Origin of the sequence: Burkholderia mycopellens, from assembly GCF_964265025.1 — a bacterium.
GTDB lineage: Bacteria > Pseudomonadota > Gammaproteobacteria > Burkholderiales > Burkholderiaceae > Burkholderia.
The window spans coordinates 2,982,051-3,004,528 of record NZ_OZ183802.1 but is presented as its reverse complement, the minus strand read 5'-3'; the positions used below and the strand labels follow the sequence as shown (position 1 = coordinate 3,004,528).

The 22,478-nt window shown below is 62.3% G+C and carries 24 protein-coding genes and 1 tRNA gene; 16 read left to right on the top strand and 9 right to left on the bottom strand.

Going from position 1 to position 22,478, the window contains the following annotated elements; all coding sequences use genetic code 11:
• The first annotated feature begins 31 nt into the window (after positions 1-31).
• The 6 genes from ACPTTC_RS13905 (at position 32) to ACPTTC_RS13880 (ending at position 2,385) form a co-directional block, all read left to right on the top strand.
• The gene (locus tag ACPTTC_RS13905; protein ID WP_423392804.1) at positions 32-391 is read left to right on the top strand and encodes a hypothetical protein; all 360 of its coding nucleotides are present in this window, start codon (positions 32-34) and stop codon (positions 389-391) included.
• A gap of 63 nt (positions 392-454) precedes the next feature.
• Positions 455-823: a hypothetical protein gene (locus tag ACPTTC_RS13900; RefSeq protein WP_423392803.1), complete on the top strand. Its 369-nt coding sequence runs from the start codon at positions 455-457 to the stop codon at positions 821-823.
• Complete coding sequence (locus ACPTTC_RS13895; protein ID WP_423392802.1) at positions 816-1,100, top strand: hypothetical protein; 285 nt, start codon at positions 816-818, stop codon at positions 1,098-1,100. Before ACPTTC_RS13900 ends, ACPTTC_RS13895 begins: the two co-directional genes overlap by 8 nt.
• On the top strand, positions 1,093-1,380 hold the full coding sequence (locus ACPTTC_RS13890; protein WP_423392801.1) for a DUF3077 domain-containing protein: 288 nt from the start codon (positions 1,093-1,095) through the stop codon (positions 1,378-1,380). Before ACPTTC_RS13895 ends, ACPTTC_RS13890 begins: the two co-directional genes overlap by 8 nt.
• Positions 1,373-1,549 (top strand): hypothetical protein, encoded by a 177-nt coding sequence (locus tag ACPTTC_RS13885; RefSeq protein WP_423392800.1) that lies wholly within the window; start codon positions 1,373-1,375, stop codon positions 1,547-1,549. The genes ACPTTC_RS13890 and ACPTTC_RS13885 overlap by 8 nt, the downstream gene beginning before the upstream one ends.
• A gap of 368 nt (positions 1,550-1,917) precedes the next feature.
• Positions 1,918-2,385: a hypothetical protein gene (locus ACPTTC_RS13880; RefSeq protein ID WP_423392799.1), complete on the top strand. Its 468-nt coding sequence runs from the start codon at positions 1,918-1,920 to the stop codon at positions 2,383-2,385.
• A 100-nt stretch (positions 2,386-2,485) separates the two neighbouring features.
• On the opposite strand, the gene ACPTTC_RS13875 is transcribed toward ACPTTC_RS13880, so the two are convergent.
• Positions 2,486-2,761: a ParB N-terminal domain-containing protein gene (locus ACPTTC_RS13875; protein WP_423393363.1), complete on the bottom strand. Its 276-nt coding sequence runs from the start codon at positions 2,759-2,761 to the stop codon at positions 2,486-2,488.
• Positions 2,762-2,871: 110 nt separating this feature from the next.
• A complete protein-coding gene (locus ACPTTC_RS13870; protein ID WP_423392798.1) occupies positions 2,872-3,351 on the bottom strand; it encodes a hypothetical protein in 480 nt (159 codons plus the stop codon).
• Between the two features lie 1,174 nt (positions 3,352-4,525).
• On the opposite strand from ACPTTC_RS13870, the gene ACPTTC_RS13865 reads away from it, so the two are divergent.
• Positions 4,526-5,440, top strand: a complete 915-nt coding sequence (locus ACPTTC_RS13865) for an integrase domain-containing protein (protein WP_423392797.1) — start codon at positions 4,526-4,528, stop codon at positions 5,438-5,440.
• A gap of 520 nt (positions 5,441-5,960) precedes the next feature.
• Here ACPTTC_RS13865 and istB read toward each other — a convergent pair.
• Together istB and istA are read right to left on the bottom strand one after the other, a co-directional pair.
• Positions 5,961-6,827 carry an IS21-like element ISBcen28 family helper ATPase IstB gene (istB, locus tag ACPTTC_RS13860; protein WP_124681121.1) on the bottom strand — a complete coding sequence of 289 codons (867 nt, stop codon included), beginning with the start codon at positions 6,825-6,827 and terminating at the stop codon, positions 5,961-5,963.
• Positions 6,824-8,080 (bottom strand): IS21-like element ISBcen28 family transposase, encoded by a 1,257-nt coding sequence (istA, locus tag ACPTTC_RS13855; RefSeq protein ID WP_423391356.1) that lies wholly within the window; start codon positions 8,078-8,080, stop codon positions 6,824-6,826. The genes istB and istA overlap by 4 nt, the downstream gene beginning before the upstream one ends.
• A gap of 176 nt (positions 8,081-8,256) precedes the next feature.
• On the opposite strand from istA, the gene ACPTTC_RS13850 reads away from it, so the two are divergent.
• Complete coding sequence (locus tag ACPTTC_RS13850; protein ID WP_423392796.1) at positions 8,257-8,757, top strand: SHOCT domain-containing protein; 501 nt, start codon at positions 8,257-8,259, stop codon at positions 8,755-8,757.
• Between the two features lie 424 nt (positions 8,758-9,181).
• On the opposite strand, the gene ACPTTC_RS13845 is transcribed toward ACPTTC_RS13850, so the two are convergent.
• Positions 9,182-9,850 carry a hypothetical protein gene (locus ACPTTC_RS13845; protein ID WP_423392795.1) on the bottom strand — a complete coding sequence of 223 codons (669 nt, stop codon included), beginning with the start codon at positions 9,848-9,850 and terminating at the stop codon, positions 9,182-9,184.
• A 336-nt stretch (positions 9,851-10,186) separates the two neighbouring features.
• On the opposite strand from ACPTTC_RS13845, the gene ACPTTC_RS13840 reads away from it, so the two are divergent.
• Positions 10,187-10,462: a hypothetical protein gene (locus tag ACPTTC_RS13840; RefSeq protein WP_174916487.1), complete on the top strand. Its 276-nt coding sequence runs from the start codon at positions 10,187-10,189 to the stop codon at positions 10,460-10,462.
• Between the two features lie 2 nt (positions 10,463-10,464).
• Entirely contained in the window at positions 10,465-10,821 is a 357-nt protein-coding gene (locus tag ACPTTC_RS13835; protein ID WP_368076027.1) for a DUF86 domain-containing protein, read from the top strand.
• 102 nt (positions 10,822-10,923) lie between these two features.
• Here ACPTTC_RS13835 and ACPTTC_RS13830 read toward each other — a convergent pair whose 3' ends face one another.
• The 3 genes from ACPTTC_RS13830 to ACPTTC_RS13820 all read right to left on the bottom strand — a co-directional run bounded on the left by ACPTTC_RS13830 (position 10,924) and on the right by ACPTTC_RS13820 (position 12,735).
• On the bottom strand, positions 10,924-12,153 hold the full coding sequence (locus tag ACPTTC_RS13830; protein ID WP_423393362.1) for a tyrosine-type recombinase/integrase: 1,230 nt from the start codon (positions 12,151-12,153) through the stop codon (positions 10,924-10,926).
• 168 nt (positions 12,154-12,321) lie between these two features.
• Positions 12,322-12,396: transfer RNA gene (locus tag ACPTTC_RS13825), tRNA-Arg, on the bottom strand.
• Between the two features lie 156 nt (positions 12,397-12,552).
• Positions 12,553-12,735 (bottom strand): rubredoxin, encoded by a 183-nt coding sequence (locus tag ACPTTC_RS13820; protein ID WP_006398668.1) that lies wholly within the window; start codon positions 12,733-12,735, stop codon positions 12,553-12,555.
• A gap of 200 nt (positions 12,736-12,935) precedes the next feature.
• On the opposite strand from ACPTTC_RS13820, the gene ACPTTC_RS13815 reads away from it, so the two are divergent.
• From ACPTTC_RS13815 to ACPTTC_RS13795, 5 genes are all read left to right on the top strand, one after another.
• Positions 12,936-13,340, top strand: coding sequence for a DUF4399 domain-containing protein (locus tag ACPTTC_RS13815; RefSeq protein ID WP_175951054.1), 405 nt, complete (start codon positions 12,936-12,938; stop codon positions 13,338-13,340).
• A gap of 311 nt (positions 13,341-13,651) precedes the next feature.
• Positions 13,652-15,601, top strand: a complete 1,950-nt coding sequence (locus ACPTTC_RS13810) for an ATP-binding cassette domain-containing protein (protein ID WP_423392794.1) — start codon at positions 13,652-13,654, stop codon at positions 15,599-15,601.
• A 242-nt stretch (positions 15,602-15,843) separates the two neighbouring features.
• A complete protein-coding gene (gene parE / locus ACPTTC_RS13805; protein WP_423392793.1) occupies positions 15,844-17,826 on the top strand; it encodes a DNA topoisomerase IV subunit B in 1,983 nt (660 codons plus the stop codon).
• A gap of 69 nt (positions 17,827-17,895) precedes the next feature.
• Positions 17,896-20,217 (top strand): DNA topoisomerase IV subunit A, encoded by a 2,322-nt coding sequence (gene parC, locus ACPTTC_RS13800; protein ID WP_423392792.1) that lies wholly within the window; start codon positions 17,896-17,898, stop codon positions 20,215-20,217.
• 249 nt (positions 20,218-20,466) lie between these two features.
• The gene (locus ACPTTC_RS13795; protein WP_085041971.1) at positions 20,467-20,925 is read left to right on the top strand and encodes a CopD family protein; all 459 of its coding nucleotides are present in this window, start codon (positions 20,467-20,469) and stop codon (positions 20,923-20,925) included.
• A 53-nt stretch (positions 20,926-20,978) separates the two neighbouring features.
• Here ACPTTC_RS13795 and ACPTTC_RS13790 read toward each other — a convergent pair whose 3' ends face one another.
• A complete protein-coding gene (locus ACPTTC_RS13790) occupies positions 20,979-21,863 on the bottom strand; it encodes a LysR family transcriptional regulator (protein ID WP_423392791.1) in 885 nt (294 codons plus the stop codon).
• Positions 21,864-21,976: 113 nt separating this feature from the next.
• Here ACPTTC_RS13790 and ACPTTC_RS13785 point away from each other — a divergent pair, with 113 nt between their 5' ends.
• Entirely contained in the window at positions 21,977-22,423 is a 447-nt protein-coding gene (locus ACPTTC_RS13785) for a multidrug/biocide efflux PACE transporter (RefSeq protein WP_226198795.1), read from the top strand.
• Positions 22,424-22,478 lie beyond the last annotated feature (55 nt).

Sequence of the window (22,478 nt, the reverse complement as noted above, 5' to 3'; positions counted from 1 at the left end):
GTGATTATGATGGACCACGGTGGTGTTGACAATGAACCACCGTGGTGTATATCATGAAGTCACCGTGATCCCCAGTGTTGCCATCCACAGCGATGAGGAGATAGCTATGCGCGCCCAAGCATCGATGCAGCAAAGTTCCGTGCCCGTTCGCGTTGGTCAACTTGCGATTCTGTCGACTCGCCACGAGACGCGAATCATCCGCGTCCTATCGCGCGCTGCGGACATCTGCCTCGACTGGAAGGTCGAAATACTGGGCAGTCCACTCTGGTGCGTCGACGCGCGCACCAACCTGCCGGCGATCACGAATCATGCCTTGGTGAAGGGCGGTCAGTTGTTTTCGCTCGAGACGGATGACATGGAGTTGTCACTGACCGAAGAGCAGGATGGTTGACGGAGTGACCCCAGTCGACAGCATTTTTTGTGCCTAATGATTAGGACAACATGATGATTAAAAATGAATCAACTGATCGCGAGGATTCGTCCCGCCTCGTCGAACGAATCGTCCGAGACGCTTTGCGTAACGCCTCGATTGCGTCCACAGATGCAGATGCGTTGGATATCGCTGGCGACGCACTGTGCCGCCTCGTCGAAATTGCCCGTACGGAGGTGCAGCGTGGATAAGAAAAACCTTAAAGAGAGATTCAACGAAGCCCTATTCGATTTGGGGGAGCTTGATGGGCTGCTCGACATTCTGTATGAAGTCACACCTGATGACGCCATCGACGAACTGCCTCTCAAATGTGTTTTGTTGCAGGCGTGCCGCAAGGTCAAGAGCGTGAGCACCGCGTTCTGCCAACTTGAGGTGGAGGTGGGCAATGGCTGAAATCGACAATCGAGAAACTGCTGCACGAGACATTTCCGGCGCCGTCCAGGCCTTGAGCGATCTTTGGATAATCCTCGATGGCTCGCTTGGCAGTGACAGGGAGGGCGCAGCGTGTTCTATGGCGAGCGAATTGCTGCCGTTGATTGGCGGCCGGCTCGACAGTGCAATTTCCGCACTCGGCGTGGGTGCAACCGGTTGTTTCGCAAAGGTGCTAGCTGACAGAGGAATCGTGATTGGTGCGTCCGGCACCCCCCAAGAAGAGGTGAACTATGTCTGACATTCGCACGCTTAAGACTCTCGCTGAGGAGCCTCTTGATGGCAATGCGATGACTGGATATTTTTCGGTCACGGCTGGTATGCCGGTTCTTGAAGCCCTGGAGGCTTCGTCATGCCATCTCAGCGTCGTGCTGGACGTGCTTAGAGACGCTGCATCCAATAGCACTGAATGCTCGAGCCAGATGTACGCCGCTATCGCAGTCGCAGCGATGGCCAAGGGACTACTTGATTCTGCTGTATCGGCTATTGAGGCCGATGGTAAGGAGGTGTGCCATGGCTGAGATCGAAAGAATCGAGGCGGCTGCAAATGTAATCCTCGGTCTTTGCAAGGGTGAGGGTGACTTGTCGGTCCGGCTCGAGCGCATTGCGTACGCGGCCGCCATAATCAGACAGCAGGCTGACGCGCAAGCGGGAAAATTCACGACGGCAGCGGGGACCAATCATGGCTAAGCGCGATCTCTCTCCCGATTACTGTTTCGGCGTTTCACGTGCTCACGCGTTGCTTATCCGCTGGGAAGAGCGTTGTCGAGCGGACTGGAGCGTAAATGTGCGATTCCCGGAAGAGCTTCGATGTGAACTGGCTCAGACGAGCGGGGACGTTCGTTTGGGCATGGAGGACTGCTTCGCGTCCTGTGTGCGAGCTGTAATCGAGCGGAACCTTCCGATTTTGGAAAACTGGGAGCCAGTCGAAGAATTGGAAGATCCCGCCGAGTATTTGTACGGTATCGGAGTGCCTTGAACCGTTGATTCATAACCTCTCTTGTGTTGGTTGGCTTCTGAGGGGCCATCCTTAGAGCCGTCAGCAGGCAGAGAAAAATATGCAAGAAGAACAATTTCTGATCCGTGACCGATGCTACGGCGTCTGGCATCGGCCGCGATCGATTGGACGCTATCTTGAGCGTCGAAAAGCACAATCATTGACGATGGCCGACCTGGATAGCGTCCTGTTCGTCGAATACGGGTACGGGAACAAGCTTCCGTTGGCTCTTGTCGAGGTCGCTCAGGACATCGGGCAAGAGAAGCCCACTGGCGTTATTCGGGAACTGGCGAAGATGGCGAACCTGCCGGCATTCGTTGCGCTTTACACACCCGCGCAACAGGCGAATCCCACTAGTCCCGCATGGCATGACATCGACGGTTTCCGCGTTCGACGTGTGTGGCCGAAACCGGAGGCGTCGTGGAGGTCGCTGACGCCTGGGCAGTGGGCAAACGCGCTGCTACAGATTCGAGACTGGCAACTGCGCAAGTATGTGTCGCGCGCCGCCGAAAACGATGCCCACTTCTGACGTGTATAAAGCTGGACTAGACCAAACAGACAGCGTAAGTTCGTCGGACTTAGTTCGGCCACAACCGGTCAGCCACGAACGTCCGCTTCAGGGTAGGCTTCTATGCATTCGTTTCAGCGGACGCCTGCAACTCTAATGCCTCGTCGATGACGGCAGGAATACAGGCGTAGCCCACAGCGCGACTCGCGTAGAACCTATGAAAGCCATCTATCACCCGGTATCTGAAGCCAGAGCCATTGGGTAACGGTTCGACTGCCACCGGCGGCAGAGCGCACTTCGGTGACATGAACGCCAAGAGGACTGGCACCAACTTATACTTGCGGAACGGCTCCATGCCAGGGTTACGCCGGGGCGGTTGGATGTCTTCAATGGCCACCAGTTCGACCGCCTGGGTGCCGGACCAAGGATAGCACTTGCTCTCTGGGTGCCACGAATCAATTTCGCAGAAAGCTAGCCAGTCCGCGGGAATAACATATTCGTCCACGATTACCAAGGAGCATGGCTGGCAGCAATCATCCTTTCTCGCATGTGTGCCTGTGCCTCGTTCAGTTCATCTGCTGTGTACAGTGCGAGGCCGTTGGCCATCTTGGTTGCCAAGTAAGCATTGAACCACTCGAATGCCAAGGCGTTGGCCTCGTCTTCCTGGGCCTGGTTGGCTTCCGGTGTGATTTCACTGGGCGGCCGGTGGTTGCGTACTGCGTGTGCTACCTCATGCAGTACGACGAAGTGTAGGTAGCGGACACCTGGGTGGTCTTCAGCCACAGGACCGCGCGGGATGACGCGCTCGGCAAGTACGATGATGTGCTTGTCTGCGGCGAATGCGCGCCCCAATCGGCGGCCGTCGGAGTCAGTGGTGGAAACGAAGGCGAACCTGTCGCCATGCTCGTTCCAGATTTCGTCGGGGATGCACTCAAGCGCATGTGCAATCCAGAAATCGCCATCGCGTCCGCAGTTGAGTGATGCCATGGCCTCGCTCCTTGAGCCCAATGATAGAAGCCACCCCATCGCGGCCCACTGTTGGGCCAATTTTACAGTGTTCTTAGGCCGTTGAATCCCTGGAGTCGAATGACCGAATTCGGACGTCGAATCGTACTTGGCGAAAAAGCAGATTGGGCGTGAGTGTGCGTTGCCGACGAGCAGTGTCCGACGGCGGCTTCCTAGCAAGCTACCTTGCATCCGCGACCGGCAGCTCCGGGGCGATCACGGCCCTTGATGAAGTGACGGCCAAGCAATCTCAGACCTGATCTGACCGTGACTGAGAGATCAGGTCTTGACTTGCGTATCTGACATCTAGTTTCGGTTGTCGCGGCACGACAACAACTCGCTTTTCCTGCTCTAGCGGCGCATCACTTTGCGATATCTCGCGTAGACCGAATGCCGTCGCGACAGTATGCGTGTGTCACTCTGTAGACGTGGCTGCCACTCTTCAGCGCAGGACAGGGGCCGCTGAAAAATTGTTGCCAAGCCGTGCGAGCCCCGCTAATCTTCCTTCATACCTAGCCCGGGTTAAGGGCATCGACCGAAGTGCGCCGAGACTAATCGGCAATTGTTTTGAAAGCTCGCTCTGCGAGCGCGGTGACTTGATCACCGAATGAACTGAGTAGGGCCTACGCCCAAAATCCGTCCATCGTTTCCTGATGGGCTCGTGACTGCTTCGCCGGTAGGTGAAGCCCTCCATCGCCTTTTGCTTTCTGCGGAAGGCGCGATGTGCAATCCCCGTATGCCGCTCCTGTGGCAATCAATCCGTGACGTGCGCTCCCCAGCGCTTACGCCGTGTCTTGCTGCGTCCGTCTCAATCGCCTTCGTGACGATTAGCGGCGTCCTTGGCCGCGGCGTCTGGAATCTCGTGTCGACTCGCTCGGCACGCATCAATTCGCGCGGTCGGGGCATTGGCGCCCCCCGATCGGTCGCAAAGCCAAAACACGGATCAAACGGGGGAAGCGTCTTCCCGCCACGCGTTGAACCTCATTGGGTTCATGCGTGCCGGGCTGCGTCAGCTAGCTGGCGTAGAACGCTCCCAATCTCACCAGGCCGAGGCTCGTGCCCCCGTTTGTTGTCTCCCAGCTGCGTTTTCGCGGCTCCGTCCAGCGGACAGGGAGGCAACTGGGGTCGAGCCTCAAGTCATGGATGCGGGGTACGCATGTCGCACAAATCTCTCACGGCCGACCTGTGCCGTGCTGCGCGCGGGGCGCGTGGCAAACAGGCAAACTCGACCTGGAAAGGTCGCGAGAAGTCGCTCGCGCGTTTCGCGCGGTTTCTGTGGGACATGGGCTTTCAGGTTCACACGACCGGTCAGCTCAAAGAGAAGCATCTGATCGCCTGGTCGAACGACATGACCCGCCGAGGGCGTTCGAATCGGACGGCCGTCAACAATATGTCGCACATCCGAACGGCGCTCGAAGGGATCGGTCGTCGGCCGTTCGCTGACAAGATGAGCAATGCTGCGCTCGGTTTGTCGGGTGCAAGCCGGGCCGGCACGAAGCGGCCGATGATGCGTGACGAGTTGGAACCGTACCGCGCCGCCGTTGCTGCGATCGACCCGGGCATTGCGATTGTGCTCGAGCTGCAGCTTGAACTCGGACTGCGTGCAAGGGAGGCGGTTCAAAGCATCAAGTCACTTGCTGAATGGCGCCGCGCGCTTTCGAACCCAATCGGGGATGGCTTCGTGACCATCATTCACGGGACGAAGGGAGGTAAGACGCGTCGAAGCCCACCGCTGGATCGGCAGCGCGCCGCCGAGTTGGTGGAGCGTGCGATCAGGCTGTCGAACGAGTACGGCGGGAAGCTGGTACGCAAGCCGGATCTGAAACGGGCGATGGAGCGTTACCACTACGTCGTGCGCAAGGCCGGTATGACCGATGAACGAGCGCCGCATAGCCTCCGGTATGCGTATGCGACCGAACATCTAGAACGGCAGAAGGCGGCCGGCGTATCGCGCCGGGAGGCGGCCGCTGGGGTGTCGACATGGCTTGGCCACGGGGACGGGCGCGGGACGTGGGTGGAGCGCGTCTATGGGCGTGAGGCGCTGGCCGGTGCGGAGGCGAAGCATGCATAAGCACGTCGACACGCTGCCGGAAGTTGGCCACTCGCGCTGGAGGCAAATCGCTCCGTTTGTGGGCGTGTGCAGGGAGACATGGCGAAAGCTCTGCCTTTCCGGAAGGGCACCGCAACCGATTCAATTGTCATCGCGGTGCACGGTGTGGAAGAACGTCGAGATTCATCGCTATCTTTCCGATCCCTTGCAATACAGAGATGAATGAGACGAATAAACGTGATTGTGTGGGAGCGTTCGAGCAGTGCGGTCCAGCCGCTGAGATCCAGCACGGCGCCAGCTACCGGGAATGGTCTTTTGCCCATGTATTCCATGCAGCGTCGCCGTTCAAATCTGCTAGGATTTTCCGAACCGCAGCGCAATGACTGCGACAACACAATCACAATTGACGGGGAATGCCATGGCAGATAAGAGCTCAACCAGCCTTGCAGCCGAGATGCCGAAAGCGTGGTCGTATGTCAACGTCGGACGTAATTTCCCCAGAAGTGTCGAAGTAAAATTCCCCACCCTGTTCGGACGGTGATCAGCCGGCGATGTGATCGGATGAGCTCCTTCGCGGACGGCCCGGGCGCCGACGAACCGGTTCAGCGGACGGGTGATTCAGGGAAGATGGTCGGTTGCGCAGATGGTCGGGCAGCAGATCGGCGTGTTCTCGTAGGCGGTACGATGTGCCTTCAATCTGCACGACGATCGCGTGGTGCAGCAGCCGGTCGAGCAGCGCCGCGGCGACCACGCTGTCGCCGAACACTTCGCCCCATTCGCCGAAGCTGCGATTGGACGTCAGGATGATCGCGCAGCGCTCGTAGCAGGCGTTGACGAGCTGGAAGAACAGATTGCCGCCGTTGGAGCCGATCGGCAGGTAACCGATCTCGTCGACGATGAGCAGGCTGTTGCGTGCAAGGAAGCGCACGCGCTGCGCCAGGTTGCCCTCCCGCTCGGCCTTGGCCATCGAGTTCACGATCTCGGCCAGCGAGCCGAAGTAGACGCTCTTGCCGGCGCGCACGGCTTCCACGCCCAGCGCAATGGACAGGTGCGATTTGCCCGTGCCGGGCGGCCCAAGGAAGTGCACGGTCTGCCGTCGTTCGATGAACTCAAGTTGCGCAAGCGTCATGATGCGATCTCGGTCGAGGCTCGGCTGGAAGCTGAAGTCGTAACCGGCCAGCGTCTTGATCGTGCCGAGCCGCGCGGTCTGCAGCGCCATCCGGATGCGGCGGGTCTCGCGCGTCGTGAACTCCTCGCCCAGCAGCGTTTCCAACACTTCCAGCATCGAGCTGTCGCCTTGCTCGAAGCGATTCAGGGTGGCGTCCAGCGTTTCGAGCGCGCGCGGCATGCGCAAGCCGACGAGATAGCGCCGGATGCGTTCCAGTGTCGAGGCAGGCATGCCGCTCATGCGGTCCTCCCAGCATCTGCGAGGCGTCTTGCGACCTGGTCATAGAACGACAGAGGCCGGCGAGCTACGGCTACCGTTACCGATGGTGATGGGTGTCGTGCTGGCTGCTTGCGCTGATTTGCGCGCCGATGGCCGGGCAACAGCGAGGTTCGTCGCCGGCCTTCGAGCACGGGATGAACCGCCAGCAGTTCACCGTCTTCGTAGATGCGGATCTCGTGGGCCAGACTGTGGACGTCGAGCGTGCGCTTGCGTGTTCGATCGGGCACGCTGTAGTAGTTGCCGCCGACCGAGACGAGGCCTTCGTGACTCACGCGACGCTCGAGCCGGATCACGCCGTTGAAGGTGCCGGCCGGCAACGCCTGCAGTGCGGGACGCTCCTCACCGAAGTGCTGGGCGACGACGCGGTGCGTCGTGCCGTGCACGCGCACATTGGCCACCGTGTCGAGCCACTCGCGCAACTGTCGGTTCAAGTCGGCGAGATTCTGGAAACGACGCGCCAGGAAGAAGTCCTGCCGGATATAGCGGTACGGCCGCTCGACCTTGCCCTTGGTCTTGGCGCGATATGCCTTGCAGGCGCGCGGCGCGAAGCCGTAGTGCTGCGCAAACGCGACCAGCTTCGCGTTGTAGACGATGTGCTTCTCGACTTCGCCCAGCACGGCCGCCTTCATCCGGTCGTACAGAATCTCGCGCGGAGCGCCGCCGAGGTGCTCGAACGCATCCATGTGGCAGCGCAGGACGGTCTGCAGGTCCTGATGCTCGACGAAACGTCCCCAGAGATAGCGGCTGTGCCCAAGCACGATCGAGAATAGCCAGATCGAGCGTCGCTGGCCAGGCGCGTCGCCGAACTCGACATTGAAGTGGGCGAAATCCACCTGCGCTTGATGCCCGGCAGGCGTCTCGAAGCGCACCTCGAAGCCACGTTGGCGGGGCGGCCGGACCTCCCGAACCAGGTCGCCCAGTGCCGTGCGGCCACCGGTGTACCCCATGGCCCGAATCTCGCGCAGCAGTCGCTCGACGCTCAGGTCGGGAAACTCGCGCACACGTTCGGTGACGTAGTGGACGAACGGATCGACCACGCACGGTCGCGGTGCGCGCGGACCGTAACGCGGCGCCTGAACGCCATTCCTGATGTATTTACGAACGGTCTTGCGGTCCATACCCAGTCGAGTAGCGATGGCCGAAATACTCAGCCCTTGCCGATGCAATTCCAGAATCGTCATCACTTCCTCCAGCTCGACCACCGACACCCCCACGACGGATCTCCAGGGCGATATGGTCGGCGATCGACAGGACGGCGCCGCTACCGCGGCGCCATCAGATAAAAAACTGGGGAAAATTACTTCGACGAAAGTGGGGAGTATCTATCCGACGCTGACAGTCGTATCTTGATTCAATGCTTGTCGCAGGGGAAACCGTTCAAGAGAGCACGGTGCAGCGCCGACTGTTTGCGCTTTTGCATCGACGCGCCCTAGTGGCGGCGACATCCGGTCGTCTAATCGGGCTGACGCGAGGCCTAATCGGAGGGTTTTCGCCGGTTGACCTCCGCTGGCAGGACATCAAGACGGCCCATATCAAGGCGGGCATTTTCGGCAGTACGTTGACGGTTACCGCCCTGACTCAACCCGACTTGGCGAGCGGCGGCGCGCTCCGTGGGTTTCAATTCTCCGGTTTGCGCAAAGCAGAGGCACAAGCAATCTACCGTATCTGCCAGGCGCAGGAGCAGGCGTGGCGCGAAAAGCGCCGGCAGCGCGAGCTTGAGGAAATGCGTGCCAAATCCGGTGGGTTTCAGGGCAGCTTCGGTGACTCCGCGGCAGCGGCTGGTGAAAGTCCGACGGAGCGGCTACAGAAAGCTAAGGCCATGCTCGATCAAGGGCTTATAAGCGATTCCGAATACGAAACCATCAAGGCTAAGGTCATCAGTCAGTTTTGATATCGGCGTATGAGGCAGTTCGAGACTCGTGTTGCCGGAATCATGCGGGGAAGTAATGAAAAAGATATGTTCCCTCCTGTTGTGCCTGACGCTCATATCCTGTGCCTCGGTCCATGAGAGTTACGCGCCCGATGGCCGTCCTGCCTATACGCTGAATTGCAGCGGCCTCGCACGAGGGTGGGACAAGTGCTTCGAGGCTGCAGGCAATCTCTGCAAGACAGCCGGCTATGATGTACTGGATCGAAGCGACGAAAGCGCTGCTTCGGTCGGGGCGGGTGGTGGTGGCCTGTTCGGAGCGAAGACGAACGAGCGGTCGATGGTGATTGCCTGTAAAAGGCCAGTTGGATGAGCGGTGCGGTAGCTTGGTGGACCTTTTCGTCGTTAGAAACAAGAGGTAGCCAGGTCGACGGCCATTTTTGCGAGGCTATGCGGCATGATCGCGGCTCACAACCTGCTCAATCTCCGCAAGTCGATTGAGCTGTCGTAGTAGGTTCGTGACTTGATAGACCATGCTCGATCCACCTCCGACTGCTCCACCTACAGCGTCGGCAGAGATCAGTCCTGTTCGCTGAAGGGCCCCAAGCGCGGCCTTAAAGTCTTCAGGGGCCACAAATACGTTGGGCACTAGCTCTGTTCGCGTGAGGTGCAGTGGTTCATGGCCGATTCTTGGTGTGTCATCTGGGGCCGTTGAGTGCCGTAGAAACGTTCCAAGTAGGATGACTTCATCTCGGCGCAGTGACGCCAGTAGGTCGGCGTAGTACAGGAAATCGTCGGCTACGATGGCTTTGTCGCGCACCTGGCCGGCATATACGGCAGCCAGCAAGCGGAGATTCAAGCGGCCCGTCCCTTCTTGGGCGGCGCGCCAGTATCGATACAGGATTGAGACGGATTCATCGATGTCGTCAGTGGTCGGAGAGGCGCCCCCGTGGCGGATCTCATCTAACAGGATTTCTCGAGCTGCCCCCTGACGCCTTTCCATTACTGCGCTCAACGCTGAGCTAAGGGCCGCTCCGCCGAAACTCGCGATTGAACTCGATGCAGCAGTGAGGGTATCAACGATCAAGGCGCCAATCAGATTCGGAATTTCTGACATCGCGACAACTCCAAGATGACCGGCAAATGACCGGCGTTTGATTCTGTCACTAAATTGTCGTGGCAAGCGAGTGTTTCGTGGATGTAACAGAAGGAGGACTCATTCTGAGCTCTCGAGCCCTGAACAACGTTTAGAAGGCCGCCGAGTGGATGGTGGTGTAAATCTTGCGTCGTTTAGTGATGGGATCGCGACACCCTAAGATTTGGTCACAGTTTGTCGTTATCTGCTATGGACACGCTGGAATCAGCGGGATAGAGTGAAGTCGTAGTTTTCATAGTGAAAAAAATGCACCTGTCAAGCTGCGGTGCCGCGCGACAGGTAGTGGAGCGCCGAGCCATGAAGCCAATCGATTATGTTCGCGACCACAAGACCGCGATCAACGGGGTCTTGGCGCGCTTTCATGTCCAAAATCCCCGCTACATTCCCGAGGTAGTGGGCGAGGCTGAAGTGGTCTTGCTTGTGCAGCCGGAGGGGCAGGTATCGTATTTCGACGTGTTCAAGATGGAGGATGCGTTGACTGACGAACTGCACGCTCGGGTAGCAATACTCACCGAAGGTGGGTTAAAGGGGAGTGATCGCGACCGTATTCTGAGCATTGCCCAGAAGGTCTAGTCGTGCCAACGCCCCGCGAGCGCTGCGAAGACATACTTCGCTCGGCACAGGCTATCTTGAGCGAAGTGAACGGACACGACGAACAGGCGTTTGTTGCTTCTGACGGGTTGGTGGCGGCATGTTGCTATCGATTTGTAATCATTGGGGAGGCCGCCAGTTCATTGCTGACTGTGTGCCAGAGTGAGATTGGGCAATGTCCAGCGACCTTGGCTACTGCTCTAAAGTACGCCAAACGAATGCGTGATCTGTTGGCTCATCACTACTTCGCCGTTGATCCCGCTAAAGTTTGGGCAACAATTCAGCGGGATCTTGGGCCGCTGGCGGTTGATGTCGCCAATCTTCACGCGAAGTTCCCCTAGTTACTTAAGAGTACGCACGATTGCGTACAAGGGGCCCGTCTATCCGTCGGGCCTCGCCGTATATGAGCCGCCAGGATATCGCTAGGTTCTGTTCGTGATCGTTTACCGCGCGGCGTTGATCGGGATCACCGGAGCATCAGCTTCCAGTGCATCGAGGTGATCTGCCCAGTGTTGCATCATCTTCCGACGTTCGGGTAAGAACTCGGCATGCACGTATGCTGCGGTAACCTGATTGCGTTCAGCATGGGCAAGTTGCCGATCGACAACATCGCGACTATAACCGAGCTCGCGTAGCACAGTCGCAGCTAACCCGCGGAACCCGTGGCCGGTCATTCGTGACTTGTAGCCCATACGATAGAGCGCATAGAGCATCGTATTGTTCGAGATGTGGCTTCGGCCCTGGACGCTGTAGAAGACATGCCGGTGGCCGCCGTTCAGCTCACGCAAGGTGGCCAATGTGTCGAGCGCTTGTCGCGACAGCGGAACGATGTGCGGGTCGCGCATCTTCATCCGCTCGGGCGGAATCCGCCATTCGGCGGCGCGCTCGTCGAACTCGTCCCACTCCGCGTTGATCATCTCGGTTGTCCGAGTGAACGTCAGGGCCATGAAGCGAAGCGCCAGCCGAGTGACGAGATCGCCCTGGTAGGCCGCGATGTCCCGCATGAGTTGCGGAATCTCGACGGGTTTGACTCGCGCCATGTGTTTGACGCCCGTACCTTTCTTGAGGACAGTCTCAGCGTCGATGTCCGCGGCAGGATTGCGGGGGCATCTCCCGGTCATGATTCCGTACTGGAATACCGCCCGTGAGCGCTGGAGGATGCGCTTTGCCGTCTCTCGCACGCCGCGGGACTCGACAGCCCTCAGGATCTCGAGCATGTCGGGCGCCTCGATGTCTCGGATCGGACGATGGCCGATCCGGGGGAAAACGTCGACCTCCAGCGAGTTGATCACCTTGCCCGCATACACTTCGGTCCAGCCGTCTTTCTGAGTAGCAAACCACTCGCGCGCGACAGCCTCAAACGTCGACGCCGCTTCGATCGCCCGCGTGCGCTTGACTTCCCGTTTCTGCTCGGTCGGATCGATACCGGCGGCTAGTTGCTTCCGTGCATTGAGGCAGGCTTGCCGAGCCTCGGCCAGTGTCACCTCCGGATAGACGCCGAACGACGCAAGCTTTTCCTTTCCGTCGAACCGGTACTTCATGCGCCAGTACCGGGAGCCGTTCGGCATGACCTGCAGATAGAGCCCCTTGCCGTCAGCTAAGCGGTATGGCTGTTCGGCGGGCTTTGCGCGACGCACTTGCAGTTCGGTTAGCGGATCAGTTCGCTTTGGCATTGGCTTGGGGGTATCGATGCCGAGCGCTTCGGGGTATATTCCCACTGATACCCCCAATGCACTTGGCTTGTACTGGGCAACCTTGGGCAATGATGGCAGCAAAAGCCTAGGCGCCACAAGGCTGTGTGCGACTTTTTGGGCAACCTTGGGAAGTGTTGGGAACTTAGATGGTCCCCCCGACAGGAATCGAACCTGTATCTAGCGCTTAGGAGGCGCTTGTTCTATCCATTGAACTACGGGGAGAGCCATGTCCGGGTAATCGCAAAACACGCGAACCGGACGGCGGTGTGGACAGCGCGCAGAGTATAGCAAACACGCGGCGCGTCGGCGGGGCGGAATGCACGCCGACGCGCGTGATCGCGCAATCGGCCGCGACCGGAAAATCAGAGCGTCAGCGAATCAGAAATCGACGACAACAAAATCTTCCTTGCCCACATCGCACAGCGGACAGCGCCAGTCGGCGGGAATGTCGGCGAAACGGGTGCCGGGTGCGATGCCTTCGTCGGGCAGCCCTTCCGCTTCGTTATAGACCCACCCGCAAATCAGGCAGACCCAGCTCTGGTATTCGGTTACTTCGCTCATGTAGCGCTCGGGAAAAATGGAAATCCGGTGATGCCGTCCGCGGCCTGGCCGGCGGACGAAAGGCGCAATGGTACCGGAATTTCGCCGAACGGCTCCGCAACGTCGTGTTAAACGTACGCATCGCGAACAACGCCACCGAAGCACATATGCCCTGCGTGCGGTGTATGCTTCCCGGGCTGTCCAATCATAAGGAGAATACGATGCTAAACAGAAAGTGGATCGCGGGTGCGGTGTGTGTGGCGGCGATGGCCGTGTCGACGATGGCGCGGGCCGAGGCGCGCGTGTATTTCGAAGCGCCGAGCGAGGGCGCGACGGTGTCGAACCCGGTGCACGTGAAGTTCGGGGTCGAAGGGATGGAACTTCGACCGGCCGGCGACATGACGCCGAATACCGGCCATCATCACCTGCTGATCGACAGCCAGCCGGTCCCGAAGGGCGACGTGATTCCCGCGAACCAACGTTCGCTGCACTTCGGCAAGGCGCAGACCGAAACCGATATCAAGCTGCCGCCCGGCCAGCATACGCTGACGCTACAGTTCGGCGACGGCATGCACCGGTCGTACGGCCCCGAAATGAGCTCGACGATCTCGATCAATGTGAAGTAATCGCGTGTGCCGCGTACGGGCGCCTTGGGCGTCCGGCGCGGCATGATCGATCGGCCGGCCGCAGGCATCTGGCCGACGCGGGCCTTTTGCCCGGAACCCGAGGCCGGCGTCCGCGACCGGAAGCCGGGCGCACCCGGTGTACCATCGCATCGCGTCGACGCGCTTCGCTGGACACTGCCTGCCAGCCGTCGAAAGCGCGTTCCAGCCCGCCCCTCAACCCGTTTGCCGGGCTTATCCGTCCGGCCATACCGGTGGCGTCGCCCGCGACCGGTACAATGGGCGCTTCCGATTTCTCTCATCGCCGTCTCCCCATGTCGCTCTATTCCATTTCCGGCGCGCAGCTCGCGTTCGGTCACGTCGCGTTGCTCGATCACGCGGATTTCTCGCTGGAAGCCGGCGAGCGCGTCGGCCTGATCGGCCGCAACGGCGCGGGCAAGTCGTCGCTGTTGAAGATCGTCGCCGGGCTCGCGAAGCCCGACGACGGGCTGGTCACGCGCCAGCAGGAGCTCGTGACCGTCTATGTGCCGCAGGAGCCTGAATTCGAGCCGGGCGCGACGGTGTTCGACGCAGTGGCATCGGGGCTGGCCCACACGCGCGAACTGCTCGAAGAATACGATTCGATCGCGCACCGCCTCGCGGATATCCCCGAAGGCGCCGAGCACGATGCGTTGCTCGCGCGGATGAACGCGCTGCAGTCGTCGCTCGACGCGCACGACGCGTGGAGCTGGCGCACACGTGTGTCGATGACGCTCGCGCAGATCGGCCTGGCGGACGTCGACGCGCCGGTCGACGCGCTGTCGGGCGGGATGCAGAAGCGCGTCGCGCTGGCGCGCGCGCTGGTGCTGCAGCCCGACGTGCTGCTGCTCGACGAACCGACCAACCACCTCGACTTCGACGGCATCCGCTGGCTGGAAGAGCTGCTCGTCGCGCAGCGCGCGGGCCTGCTGTTCATCACGCACGATCGCGCGTTCCTCGACCGCGTCGCGACGCGCATCGTCGATCTCGATCGCGGCCGGCTGCTGTCGTACCCGGGCAATTTCTCCGCGTACCAGACGCGCAAGGCGCAGCAGCTCGAAATCGAGCGCGTGGAAAACGAGAAGTTCGACAAGCTGCTCGCGCAGGAGGAAGTGTGGATCCGCAAGGGCGTCGAAGCACGCCGTACGCGCAGCGTCGGCCGCATCGCGCGGCTCGTCCAGATGCGCAACGAGCGCGCGGAGCGCCGTAATGCACAGGGCAACGTGAAGCTCGACGTCGCGCAGGGCGAGAAGTCCGGCAAGATCGTCGCGGAGCTGGCCGACGTGACGAAGCGCTACGGCGGCCGCACGGTCGTCGACCGCTTCTCGACGACGGTGATGCGCGGCGACAAGATCGGCTTCATCGGCCCGAACGGCGCCGGCAAGACGACTTTGCTCAAGCTGATTCTCGGCGAACTGAAGCCGGACGAAGGCACGGTGCGCACCGGCACGAACCTGCAGGTCGCGTATTTCGACCAGATGCGTGCGCAGCTCGACCAGGAAAAGAGCCTCGCGGATACGATCAGCCCCGGCAGCGAATGGGTCGAGATCGGTGGCGTGCGCAAGCACGTGATGAGCTATCTCGGCGATTTCCTGTTCGCGCCGGAACGCGCGCGTTCGCCGGTGAAGTCGCTGTCGGGCGGCGAGCGCAACCGGCTGCTGCTCGCGCGCCTGTTCGCGCGTCCGGCCAACGTGCTGGTGCTCGACGAACCGACCAACGACCTCGACATCCCGACGCTCGAATTGCTCGAGGAGCTGCTGGCCGACTACGACGGCACGGTGCTGCTCGTCAGCCACGATCGCGCGTTCCTCGACAACGTCGTGACGTCGGTGATCGCGGCCGAGGGTGACGGCAAGTGGCGCGAATATGTCGGTGGCTTCACCGACTGGCAGATCCAGAGTGCGCGTGCGGATCAGCTCGCGCAGCAGGAAGCGGCAAAGCGCGCGGTCAAGGACGCGGCGCCCGTCAAGGAAGAGGCGGCGAAAAGCGCTGCGGGCCGCAACGCGCAACGCACGGTGAAGCTGTCGTTCAACGAGCAGCGCGAGCTCGATTCGCTGCCGGAGAAGATTGCCGCGCTCGAAGAGGAGCAGAAGACGATCAATGCGCAGCTCGAAGACGGCTCGATTTTCGCGAAGGATCCGCAGGAAGGCACGCGCCTGACCGAGCGGTTCGCGGCGATCGACGACGAATTGCTCGCCGCGCTCGAACGGTGGGAAACGCTCGAGGCGAAGCGCAAGCCCGCGTAAAACGCTTGTCGCGTCGCGCGGCCGGCGGCCGCCGCGCGCGATTCCGCGATTGGCGTGCCACGCGGAACCAGTAAAATACCGCGCGTCCCGGGCAGCGCAGCGCACGCCGCGCGCCCGCTTTCGGAGCAGTCCAAGCACACCGTTGTTTCGATTCGCTTTTTTACGGAACTCAACGTTTTGTCCACGACGTTATCCACACGAGGTGTGGACAACGTCCCGATGAATGACGAAATTCAGCGCCTATGTCAACGAAGAAACCCAGCGCGGCCTATAGCGAAGCATCGATCAAGGTGCTCAAGGGTCTCGAGCCGGTCAAGCAGCGCCCCGGCATGTACACCCGTACCGAGAATCCGCTGCACATCATCCAGGAAGTTATCGACAACGCGTCCGACGAGGCGCTCGGCGGCTACGGCAAGCAGATCACGGTCACGCTGCACGCGGACCAGTCGGTATCCGTGGAGGACGACGGCCGCGGCATCCCGTTCGGCATGCACCCGGAAGAGGGTGTGCCGGTCGTGGAGATCGTATTCACGCGCCTGCACGCGGGCGGCAAGTTCGACAAGGCCGCGGGTGGCGCCTACACGTTCTCCGGCGGCCTGCACGGCGTCGGCGTGTCGGTGACGAACGCGCTGGCGACGCGCCTCGACGTGACGGTCTGGCGCGACGGCAAGATCGCGGAACTCGGCTTCGCCGACGGCGACGTCGTGAAACCGCTCGCGACGCAGGGTGCGGGCCGCGGCGAGAAGAAATCCGGCACGCGCGTGCAGGTGTGGCCGAATCCGAAGTATTTCGATTCGCCGAACCTGCCGCTCGGCGAACTGCAGCGCCTGCTGCGCTCGAAGGCCGTGCTCCTGCCGGGCGTCGAGGTCGTGCTCGTCAACGAGAAGTCGGGCGAGCGCCAGACCTGGAAATATGAAGACGGCCTGCGCGGCTACCTGCTCGACGAAATGAACGGCAGCGAGCTGCTGATCCCGCTGTTCGAAGGCGAGCGCTTCGCCGATTCGCGTTCGGGCGACGACACCTTCGCCGAAGGCGAGGGCGCGTCGTGGGTCGTCGCATGGAGCGAGGAAGGCTCGCTCGTGCGCGAGTCGTACGTGAACCTGATCCCGACGCCGGCCGGCGGCACACACGAATCCGGCCTGCGCGACGGTCTCTACCAGGCGGTCAAGAGCTTCGTCGAACTGCACAACCTGCAGCCGAAGGGCGTGAAGCTGCTCGCGGAAGACGTGTTTGCACGCGTGTCGTTCGTGCTGTCCGCGAAGGTGCTCGATCCGCAGTTCCAGGGGCAGATCAAGGAACGCCTGAACAGCCGCGACGCGGTGAAGCTCGTGTCGTCGTTCTCGCGTCCGGCACTGGAGCTGTGGCTGAACCAGCACGTCGAGCACGGCAAGAAGCTCGCCGAACTCGTGATCAAGCAGGCGCAGGCGCGCACGCGTGCGGGCCAGAAGGTCGAGAAGCGCAAGAGCTCAGGCGTCGCGGTGCTGCCCGGCAAGCTGACCGACTGCGAGACGGAAGATATCGCGCGCAACGAACTGTTCCTCGTCGAGGGCGACTCGGCGGGCGGCTCCGCGAAGATGGGCCGCGACAAGGAATACCAGGCGATCCTGCCGCTGCGCGGCAAGGTGCTGAACACGTGGGAAACCGAGCGCGACCGCCTGTTCGCGAACAACGAGGTGCACGACATCTCGGTCGCGATCGGCGTCGATCCGCACAGCCCGGATGACACCGTCGACCTGTCGAACCTGCGCTACGGCAAGATCTGCATCCTGTCGGACGCGGACGTCGACGGCTCGCACATCCAGGTGCTGCTGCTCACGCTGTTCTTCAAGCATTTCCCGCAACTGATCGAGCGCGGCCACGTGTACGTCGCGCGTCCGCCGCTGTTCCGCGTCGATGCGCCCGCGCGCGGCAAGAAGCCCGCGCAGAAGCTCTATGCGCTCGACGACGGCGAACTCGAAGCGATCCTCGACAAGCTGCGCAAGGACGGCGTGCGCGAGACGCAATGGAGCATCAGCCGCTTCAAGGGTCTCGGCGAAATGAGCGCCGAGCAGCTGTGGGATACGACGATGAACCCCGACACGCGCCGCCTGATGCCGGTGAAGCTCGGCGAGCTCGACTACGAGGCGACCGTCGCGCGCATGACGATGCTGATGGGCAAGGGCGAGGCAGCCGCGCGGCGCGGCTGGCTCGAGGAAAAGGGCAACGACGTCGAAGCGGATATCTAAGCCGAGCGCCCGCGCGGCCGGGGATGACACCCGGCCCGGCCTCACGCCACTTACGAATACGGAATTCAGATGGACGACAACACTTCCGATCTCTTCGCCGGCTCCGATGCACCGGACGCCGAAGCGCTGACGCTCGGCAACTACGCGGAGCAGGCGTATCTCAGCTACGCGGTCAGCGTCGTGAAGAGCCGCGCGCTGCCCGACGTCTGCGACGGCCAGAAGCCGGTGCAGCGCCGGATTCTCTACGCGATGAACGAAATGGGCCTCGGCCCGGACGCGAAGCCGGTGAAGTCGGCGCGCGTGGTCGGCGACGTGCTCGGCAAATACCACCCGCACGGCGACCAGTCGGCGTACGACGCACTGGTGCGTCTCGCGCAGGATTTCTCGCTGCGCTACCCGCTGATCGACGGGCAGGGCAACTTCGGCTCGCGCGACGGCGACGGCGCGGCGGCGATGCGATACACCGAAGCACGCCTCACGCCGATCGCGAAGCTGCTGCTCGACGAGATCGACCAGGGCACGGTCGACTTCATGCCGAACTACGACGGCTCGTTCGAGGAGCCGAAGACGCTGCCGAGCCGCATGCCGTTCGTGCTGCTGAACGGCGCGTCGGGCATCGCGGTCGGTCTCGCGACCGAAATCCCTTCGCACAACCTGCGCGAAGTCGCGGCGGCGGCGGTCGCGCTGATCCGCAATCCGAAGCTCACGCACGCGGAGCTGATGAACCTGATTCCCGGCCCGGATTTCCCGGGCGGCGGCCAGATCATCTCGAGCGACACGGAAATCGCGGCGGCCTATGAAACCGGCCGCGGCAGCCTGAAGGTGCGCGCGAAATGGAAGATCGAGGATCTGGCGCGCGGCCAGTGGCAGCTCGTCGTCACCGAGCTGCCGCCGAGCACGTCGGGCCAGAAGGTGCTCGAGGAAATCGAGGAGCTGACGAACCCGAAGCTCAAGCTCGGCAAGAAGACGCTCACGCCCGAGCAGCTCAACACGAAGAAGGCGATGCTCGACCTGCTCGACGCAGTGCGCGACGAGTCGGGCAAGGAAGCGGCGGTGCGGCTCGTGTTCGAGCCGAAGTCGCGCACGATCGACCAGACGGAATTCGTGAACACGCTGCTCGCGTATACGAGCCTCGAATCGAACGCGACGCTGAACCTCGTGATGATCGGCGCCGACGGCCGGCCGGGCCAGAAGGGGCTGCTGACGATCCTCGACGAATGGGTGAAGTTCCGCCAGCTGACGATGACGCGGCGCACGCGCCATCGTCTCGCGAAGGTTGACGACCGCATCCACATCCTCGAAGGGCGGATGATCGTCTTCCTGAACATCGACGAGGTGATCCGCATCATCCGCGAGTCGGACGAGCCGAAGGCCGCGCTGATGAGCGCGTTCGGCCTCAGCGAACGGCAGGCGGAAGACATTCTCGAAATCCGCCTGCGCCAGCTCGCGCGGCTCGAGAAGATCAAGATCGAGAAGGAACTCGAAGCGCTGCGCGACGAAAAGGCGAAGCTCGAGGAACTGCTCGCGAACGAAAGCGCGATGAAGCGGCTGATGATCAAGGAGATCGAGGCCGACGCGAAGCAGTACGGCGACGATCGCCGTACGCTGATCCAGCAGGAAAAGCGCGCGACGTTCGAGGCGAAGGTGGTCGACGAACCGGTGACGGTCGTCGTGTCGCAGAAGGGCTGGGTGCGCGCGCTGAAGGGCCACGGGCTCGACCCGGCCGGCTTCACGTTCAAGGCGGGCGACCACCTGTACGCGGCGTTCCAGTGCCGCACGCCGGACCGCCTGATCGCATGGGGCAGCAGCGGGCGCGTGTACTCGGTGGACGTGTCGGTGCTGCCGGGCGGGCGCGGCGACGGCGTGCCTGTCACGTCGCTGATCGAGCTCGAATCGGGCTCGCACCTGATGCATTACTTCGCGGCGCCGGCCGACCAGCAACTGCTGCTCGCGTCGAGCAACGGCTTCGGCTTCCTCGCGAAGGTCGGCGACATGGTGAGCCGCGTGAAGGCCGGTAAGGCGTTCATGACGATCGACGCAGGCGCGGTGCCGCTCGCGCCGATGCCGGTGCTGCCGAAAGCAACGCAGATTGCGTGCCTGTCGAGCGGCGGCCGCCTGCTCGTGTTCGGGATGGACGAGATGAAGACGCTGTCCGGCGGCGGGCGCGGCGTGATCCTGATGGCGCTCGACGACAAGGAAACGCTCGTTCAGGCGCTCGCGATCGATCCGGCGGGCGTCGTGCTGATCGGCACCGGCCGCGGCGGCAAGGCGATGGACGAGACGCTGTCGTATGCGGGGCTGGCGCCGCACGTCGGCAAGCGCGCACGCAAGGGCCGCACGCCGGACACGAAGCTCAAGGTCGTCAGCGAGCTGCGTCCGCTACTCGGCTGACGCTGCGCTCGTTCGATCGTCCGGCTCGGCCGCGATCGAAGGCCGCACCTCCGCTTCGGCGGACGTGCGGCCTTTTCTTTTGGCGGGGGGATTCGGGTAAGCAAGCGTGGCGATGTCGCGCGGAACTTGCAAAATAGTGTGAAATCGCGCCTGGGGTCTGAACCGTGCGGCGACAATCCGGTCGAACGTCGCTTGAGCCGCGTACGACGCGGCCGTTCGCCGCACCCAACTCCTCACAGGATCGCCGTCATGTCCCATGCTGTCTCCGTCGCGCTGTTTCTTCATCTGCTGGCCGTCGCCGTGTGGGTGGGCGGGATGGTCTTCGCCAACTTCTGCCTGCGTCCGGCGCTGTCCGACCTGTCGCCGCAGCTTCGGTTGCCGCTGATCGAAGGCGTGTTCGGCCGCTTCTTCAACTGGGTTTCGGGTTCCGTGATCGTGATCCTGCTGTCCGGCGGCTTCCTGCTGGTGGAATTCGGCGGCGCGCATGCGACGTGGTCGCTGCACGCGATGGCCGGGCTCGGCGTCGTGATGATGCTGATCTTCGGGCATATCCGGTTCGCGCTGTTCCCGCGCATCCGCCGTGCGGTGCAGGCGCAGAAGTGGCCGGACGGCGCACGCGCGGTGAATACGGTGCGCTTGCTCGTCCTCGTGAACCTCGTGCTCGGCGTCGTCACGATCGGCGCGGCGGTGCTGTCGCGCGGGTTCTGATCGACCGGGGCCCGCCGGCCCGCGTCCAGCCGCCGCTGCACCGGCAAGCGCCGTTACGCGGCCAGCATCGCATCGAGCAGCCATGAGCCGACCGGGCCGAGCGGCCGGTTGCGCGACCAGACCGCATCGACCCGTACGCGGCGCGGCCAGCCGCGTGCGCGCAGCTCGCACAGGCGATCGCGCGCAAAGTGGTCGACCATCCAGCGCGGCAGTTCGGCCCAGCCGAAGCCCAGCACGGCCATCTCCAGCAGCATCAGGTAGCTCGGTGCCAGCCAGTGCTGCGTGCCGACGACGATCCGGTCGTCGGCGCCGCGGCCTTCCGTTTTCACATAGGTATTGAGGCGCAGTTCGCGCACGTCGCGCAGCGCGGCGTGCGGCACGTCGGCGTCGCCGTATTCGGCGAGCGCGTGTGTGCGGCCGACGAACAGCCCGATCTCCGACTCCTCCGCGATCGTCGCCGCGCCGATATCGGCCGGGTAGCTCGCCCGCGCGGCCATCAGCCCGAGCTGTGCGCGCCCCTGCTGGATCAGGTCGAGCACGTCCTCATGCTCGGCGATCTGGCATTCGAGCTCGAGCGCCGGAAAGCGCTGTTCGAGCGCCATCAACGTTTCCTCGTAGCGCTTCGACTGGTACGTATCGGACACGACCAGCGTCAGCCGCGCTTCTTCGCCTCGCGCCAGCCGCGCGGCCATGCGGTCGATCGCCGCGCCGGCTTCGAGCGCGCGCTGCACTTGCGGCAACAGTGTGCGCCCGGCGTCGGTCAGCGTCGGCGCGCGCGTCGAGCGGTCGAACAACTGCACGCCGAGATCGATCTCGAGGTTCGCGATCGCCTCCGACACGGTTGACTGGCGCTTGCCGAGCTTGCGCGCAGCGGCCGTGAACGAGCCGAGCGAGGCGGCTTCGGCGAATGCGAGCAGGGCTTCGGGTGCGTGGCGCATGCGGCGCTCCGGATGGCGATATATCGGTAAAGCCGATGATATCAAACTGGATTCATACGGTTTAGCCGATCAAAATGGCTGCCATCAGTGAAGTACACGAATCGGAGGGCATCATGAAACAGGTCAACAAAACGGTGACGGAACGGCTGCTGCATGCACTGACGTTCGAACTGGTTGCGATCGCGCTGTGCGCGCCGATCGGCGCGTGGCTGCTCGACATGCCGGTGGCGCACGTCGGCGTGCTGACGGTGATGGTGTCGCTGATCGCGATGGCGTGGAACATGGCGTTCAACACGCTGTTCGACCGCTTCGAGCGACGGGCGGGATTGACGCGCACGCTCGGCATGCGGATCGCGCATGCGGTCATGTTCGAGCTCGGCCTCGTCGCGATGGTGGTACCGGTAGCCGCGTGGTGGCTGAACGTGAGCCTCGTCGAGGCGCTGCTGCTCGACCTCGGCATCGTGCTGTTCTTCCTGCCTTACACGTTCTGCTTCAACCTCGCGTACGACGCGCTGCGCGCCCGCTGGATGGCGCGCCGGGTCGCGGTGCAGGCAGGTTGAGGACAGACTGGACGGGCGAGAGGGGCGAGTGCAGGTAGCACACCTGGCGGGGCGG

Excerpts from the sequence above, each read along its gene's own strand:
- ACPTTC_RS13840 (WP_174916487.1), top strand. The coding sequence starts at position 10,187 with ATGAAGCCAATCGATTATGTTCGCGACCACAAGACCGCGATCAACGGG.
- istB (WP_124681121.1), bottom strand. The coding sequence starts at position 6,827 with ATGAGCGGCATGCCTGCCTCGACACTGGAACGCATCCGGCGCTATCTC.
- ACPTTC_RS13785 (WP_226198795.1), top strand. The coding sequence starts at position 21,977 with ATGAAACAGGTCAACAAAACGGTGACGGAACGGCTGCTGCATGCACTG.
- ACPTTC_RS13830 (WP_423393362.1), bottom strand. The coding sequence starts at position 12,153 with ATGCCAAAGCGAACTGATCCGCTAACCGAACTGCAAGTGCGTCGCGCA.
- ACPTTC_RS13810 (WP_423392794.1), top strand. The coding sequence starts at position 13,652 with ATGTCGCTCTATTCCATTTCCGGCGCGCAGCTCGCGTTCGGTCACGTC.
- ACPTTC_RS13900 (WP_423392803.1), top strand. The coding sequence starts at position 455 with ATGAATCAACTGATCGCGAGGATTCGTCCCGCCTCGTCGAACGAATCG.
- ACPTTC_RS13865 (WP_423392797.1), top strand. The coding sequence starts at position 4,526 with ATGTCGCACAAATCTCTCACGGCCGACCTGTGCCGTGCTGCGCGCGGG.
- parC (WP_423392792.1), top strand. The coding sequence starts at position 17,896 with ATGGACGACAACACTTCCGATCTCTTCGCCGGCTCCGATGCACCGGAC.
- ACPTTC_RS13895 (WP_423392802.1), top strand. The coding sequence starts at position 816 with ATGGCTGAAATCGACAATCGAGAAACTGCTGCACGAGACATTTCCGGC.
- parE (WP_423392793.1), top strand. The coding sequence starts at position 15,844 with ATGTCAACGAAGAAACCCAGCGCGGCCTATAGCGAAGCATCGATCAAG.
- ACPTTC_RS13870 (WP_423392798.1), bottom strand. The coding sequence starts at position 3,351 with ATGGCATCACTCAACTGCGGACGCGATGGCGATTTCTGGATTGCACAT.
- ACPTTC_RS13905 (WP_423392804.1), top strand. The coding sequence starts at position 32 with ATGAACCACCGTGGTGTATATCATGAAGTCACCGTGATCCCCAGTGTT.
- ACPTTC_RS13885 (WP_423392800.1), top strand. The coding sequence starts at position 1,373 with ATGGCTGAGATCGAAAGAATCGAGGCGGCTGCAAATGTAATCCTCGGT.
- ACPTTC_RS13815 (WP_175951054.1), top strand. The coding sequence starts at position 12,936 with ATGCTAAACAGAAAGTGGATCGCGGGTGCGGTGTGTGTGGCGGCGATG.
- ACPTTC_RS13890 (WP_423392801.1), top strand. The coding sequence starts at position 1,093 with ATGTCTGACATTCGCACGCTTAAGACTCTCGCTGAGGAGCCTCTTGAT.
- ACPTTC_RS13880 (WP_423392799.1), top strand. The coding sequence starts at position 1,918 with ATGCAAGAAGAACAATTTCTGATCCGTGACCGATGCTACGGCGTCTGG.
- ACPTTC_RS13795 (WP_085041971.1), top strand. The coding sequence starts at position 20,467 with ATGTCCCATGCTGTCTCCGTCGCGCTGTTTCTTCATCTGCTGGCCGTC.
- ACPTTC_RS13820 (WP_006398668.1), bottom strand. The coding sequence starts at position 12,735 with ATGAGCGAAGTAACCGAATACCAGAGCTGGGTCTGCCTGATTTGCGGG.
- ACPTTC_RS13790 (WP_423392791.1), bottom strand. The coding sequence starts at position 21,863 with ATGCGCCACGCACCCGAAGCCCTGCTCGCATTCGCCGAAGCCGCCTCG.
- ACPTTC_RS13845 (WP_423392795.1), bottom strand. The coding sequence starts at position 9,850 with ATGTCAGAAATTCCGAATCTGATTGGCGCCTTGATCGTTGATACCCTC.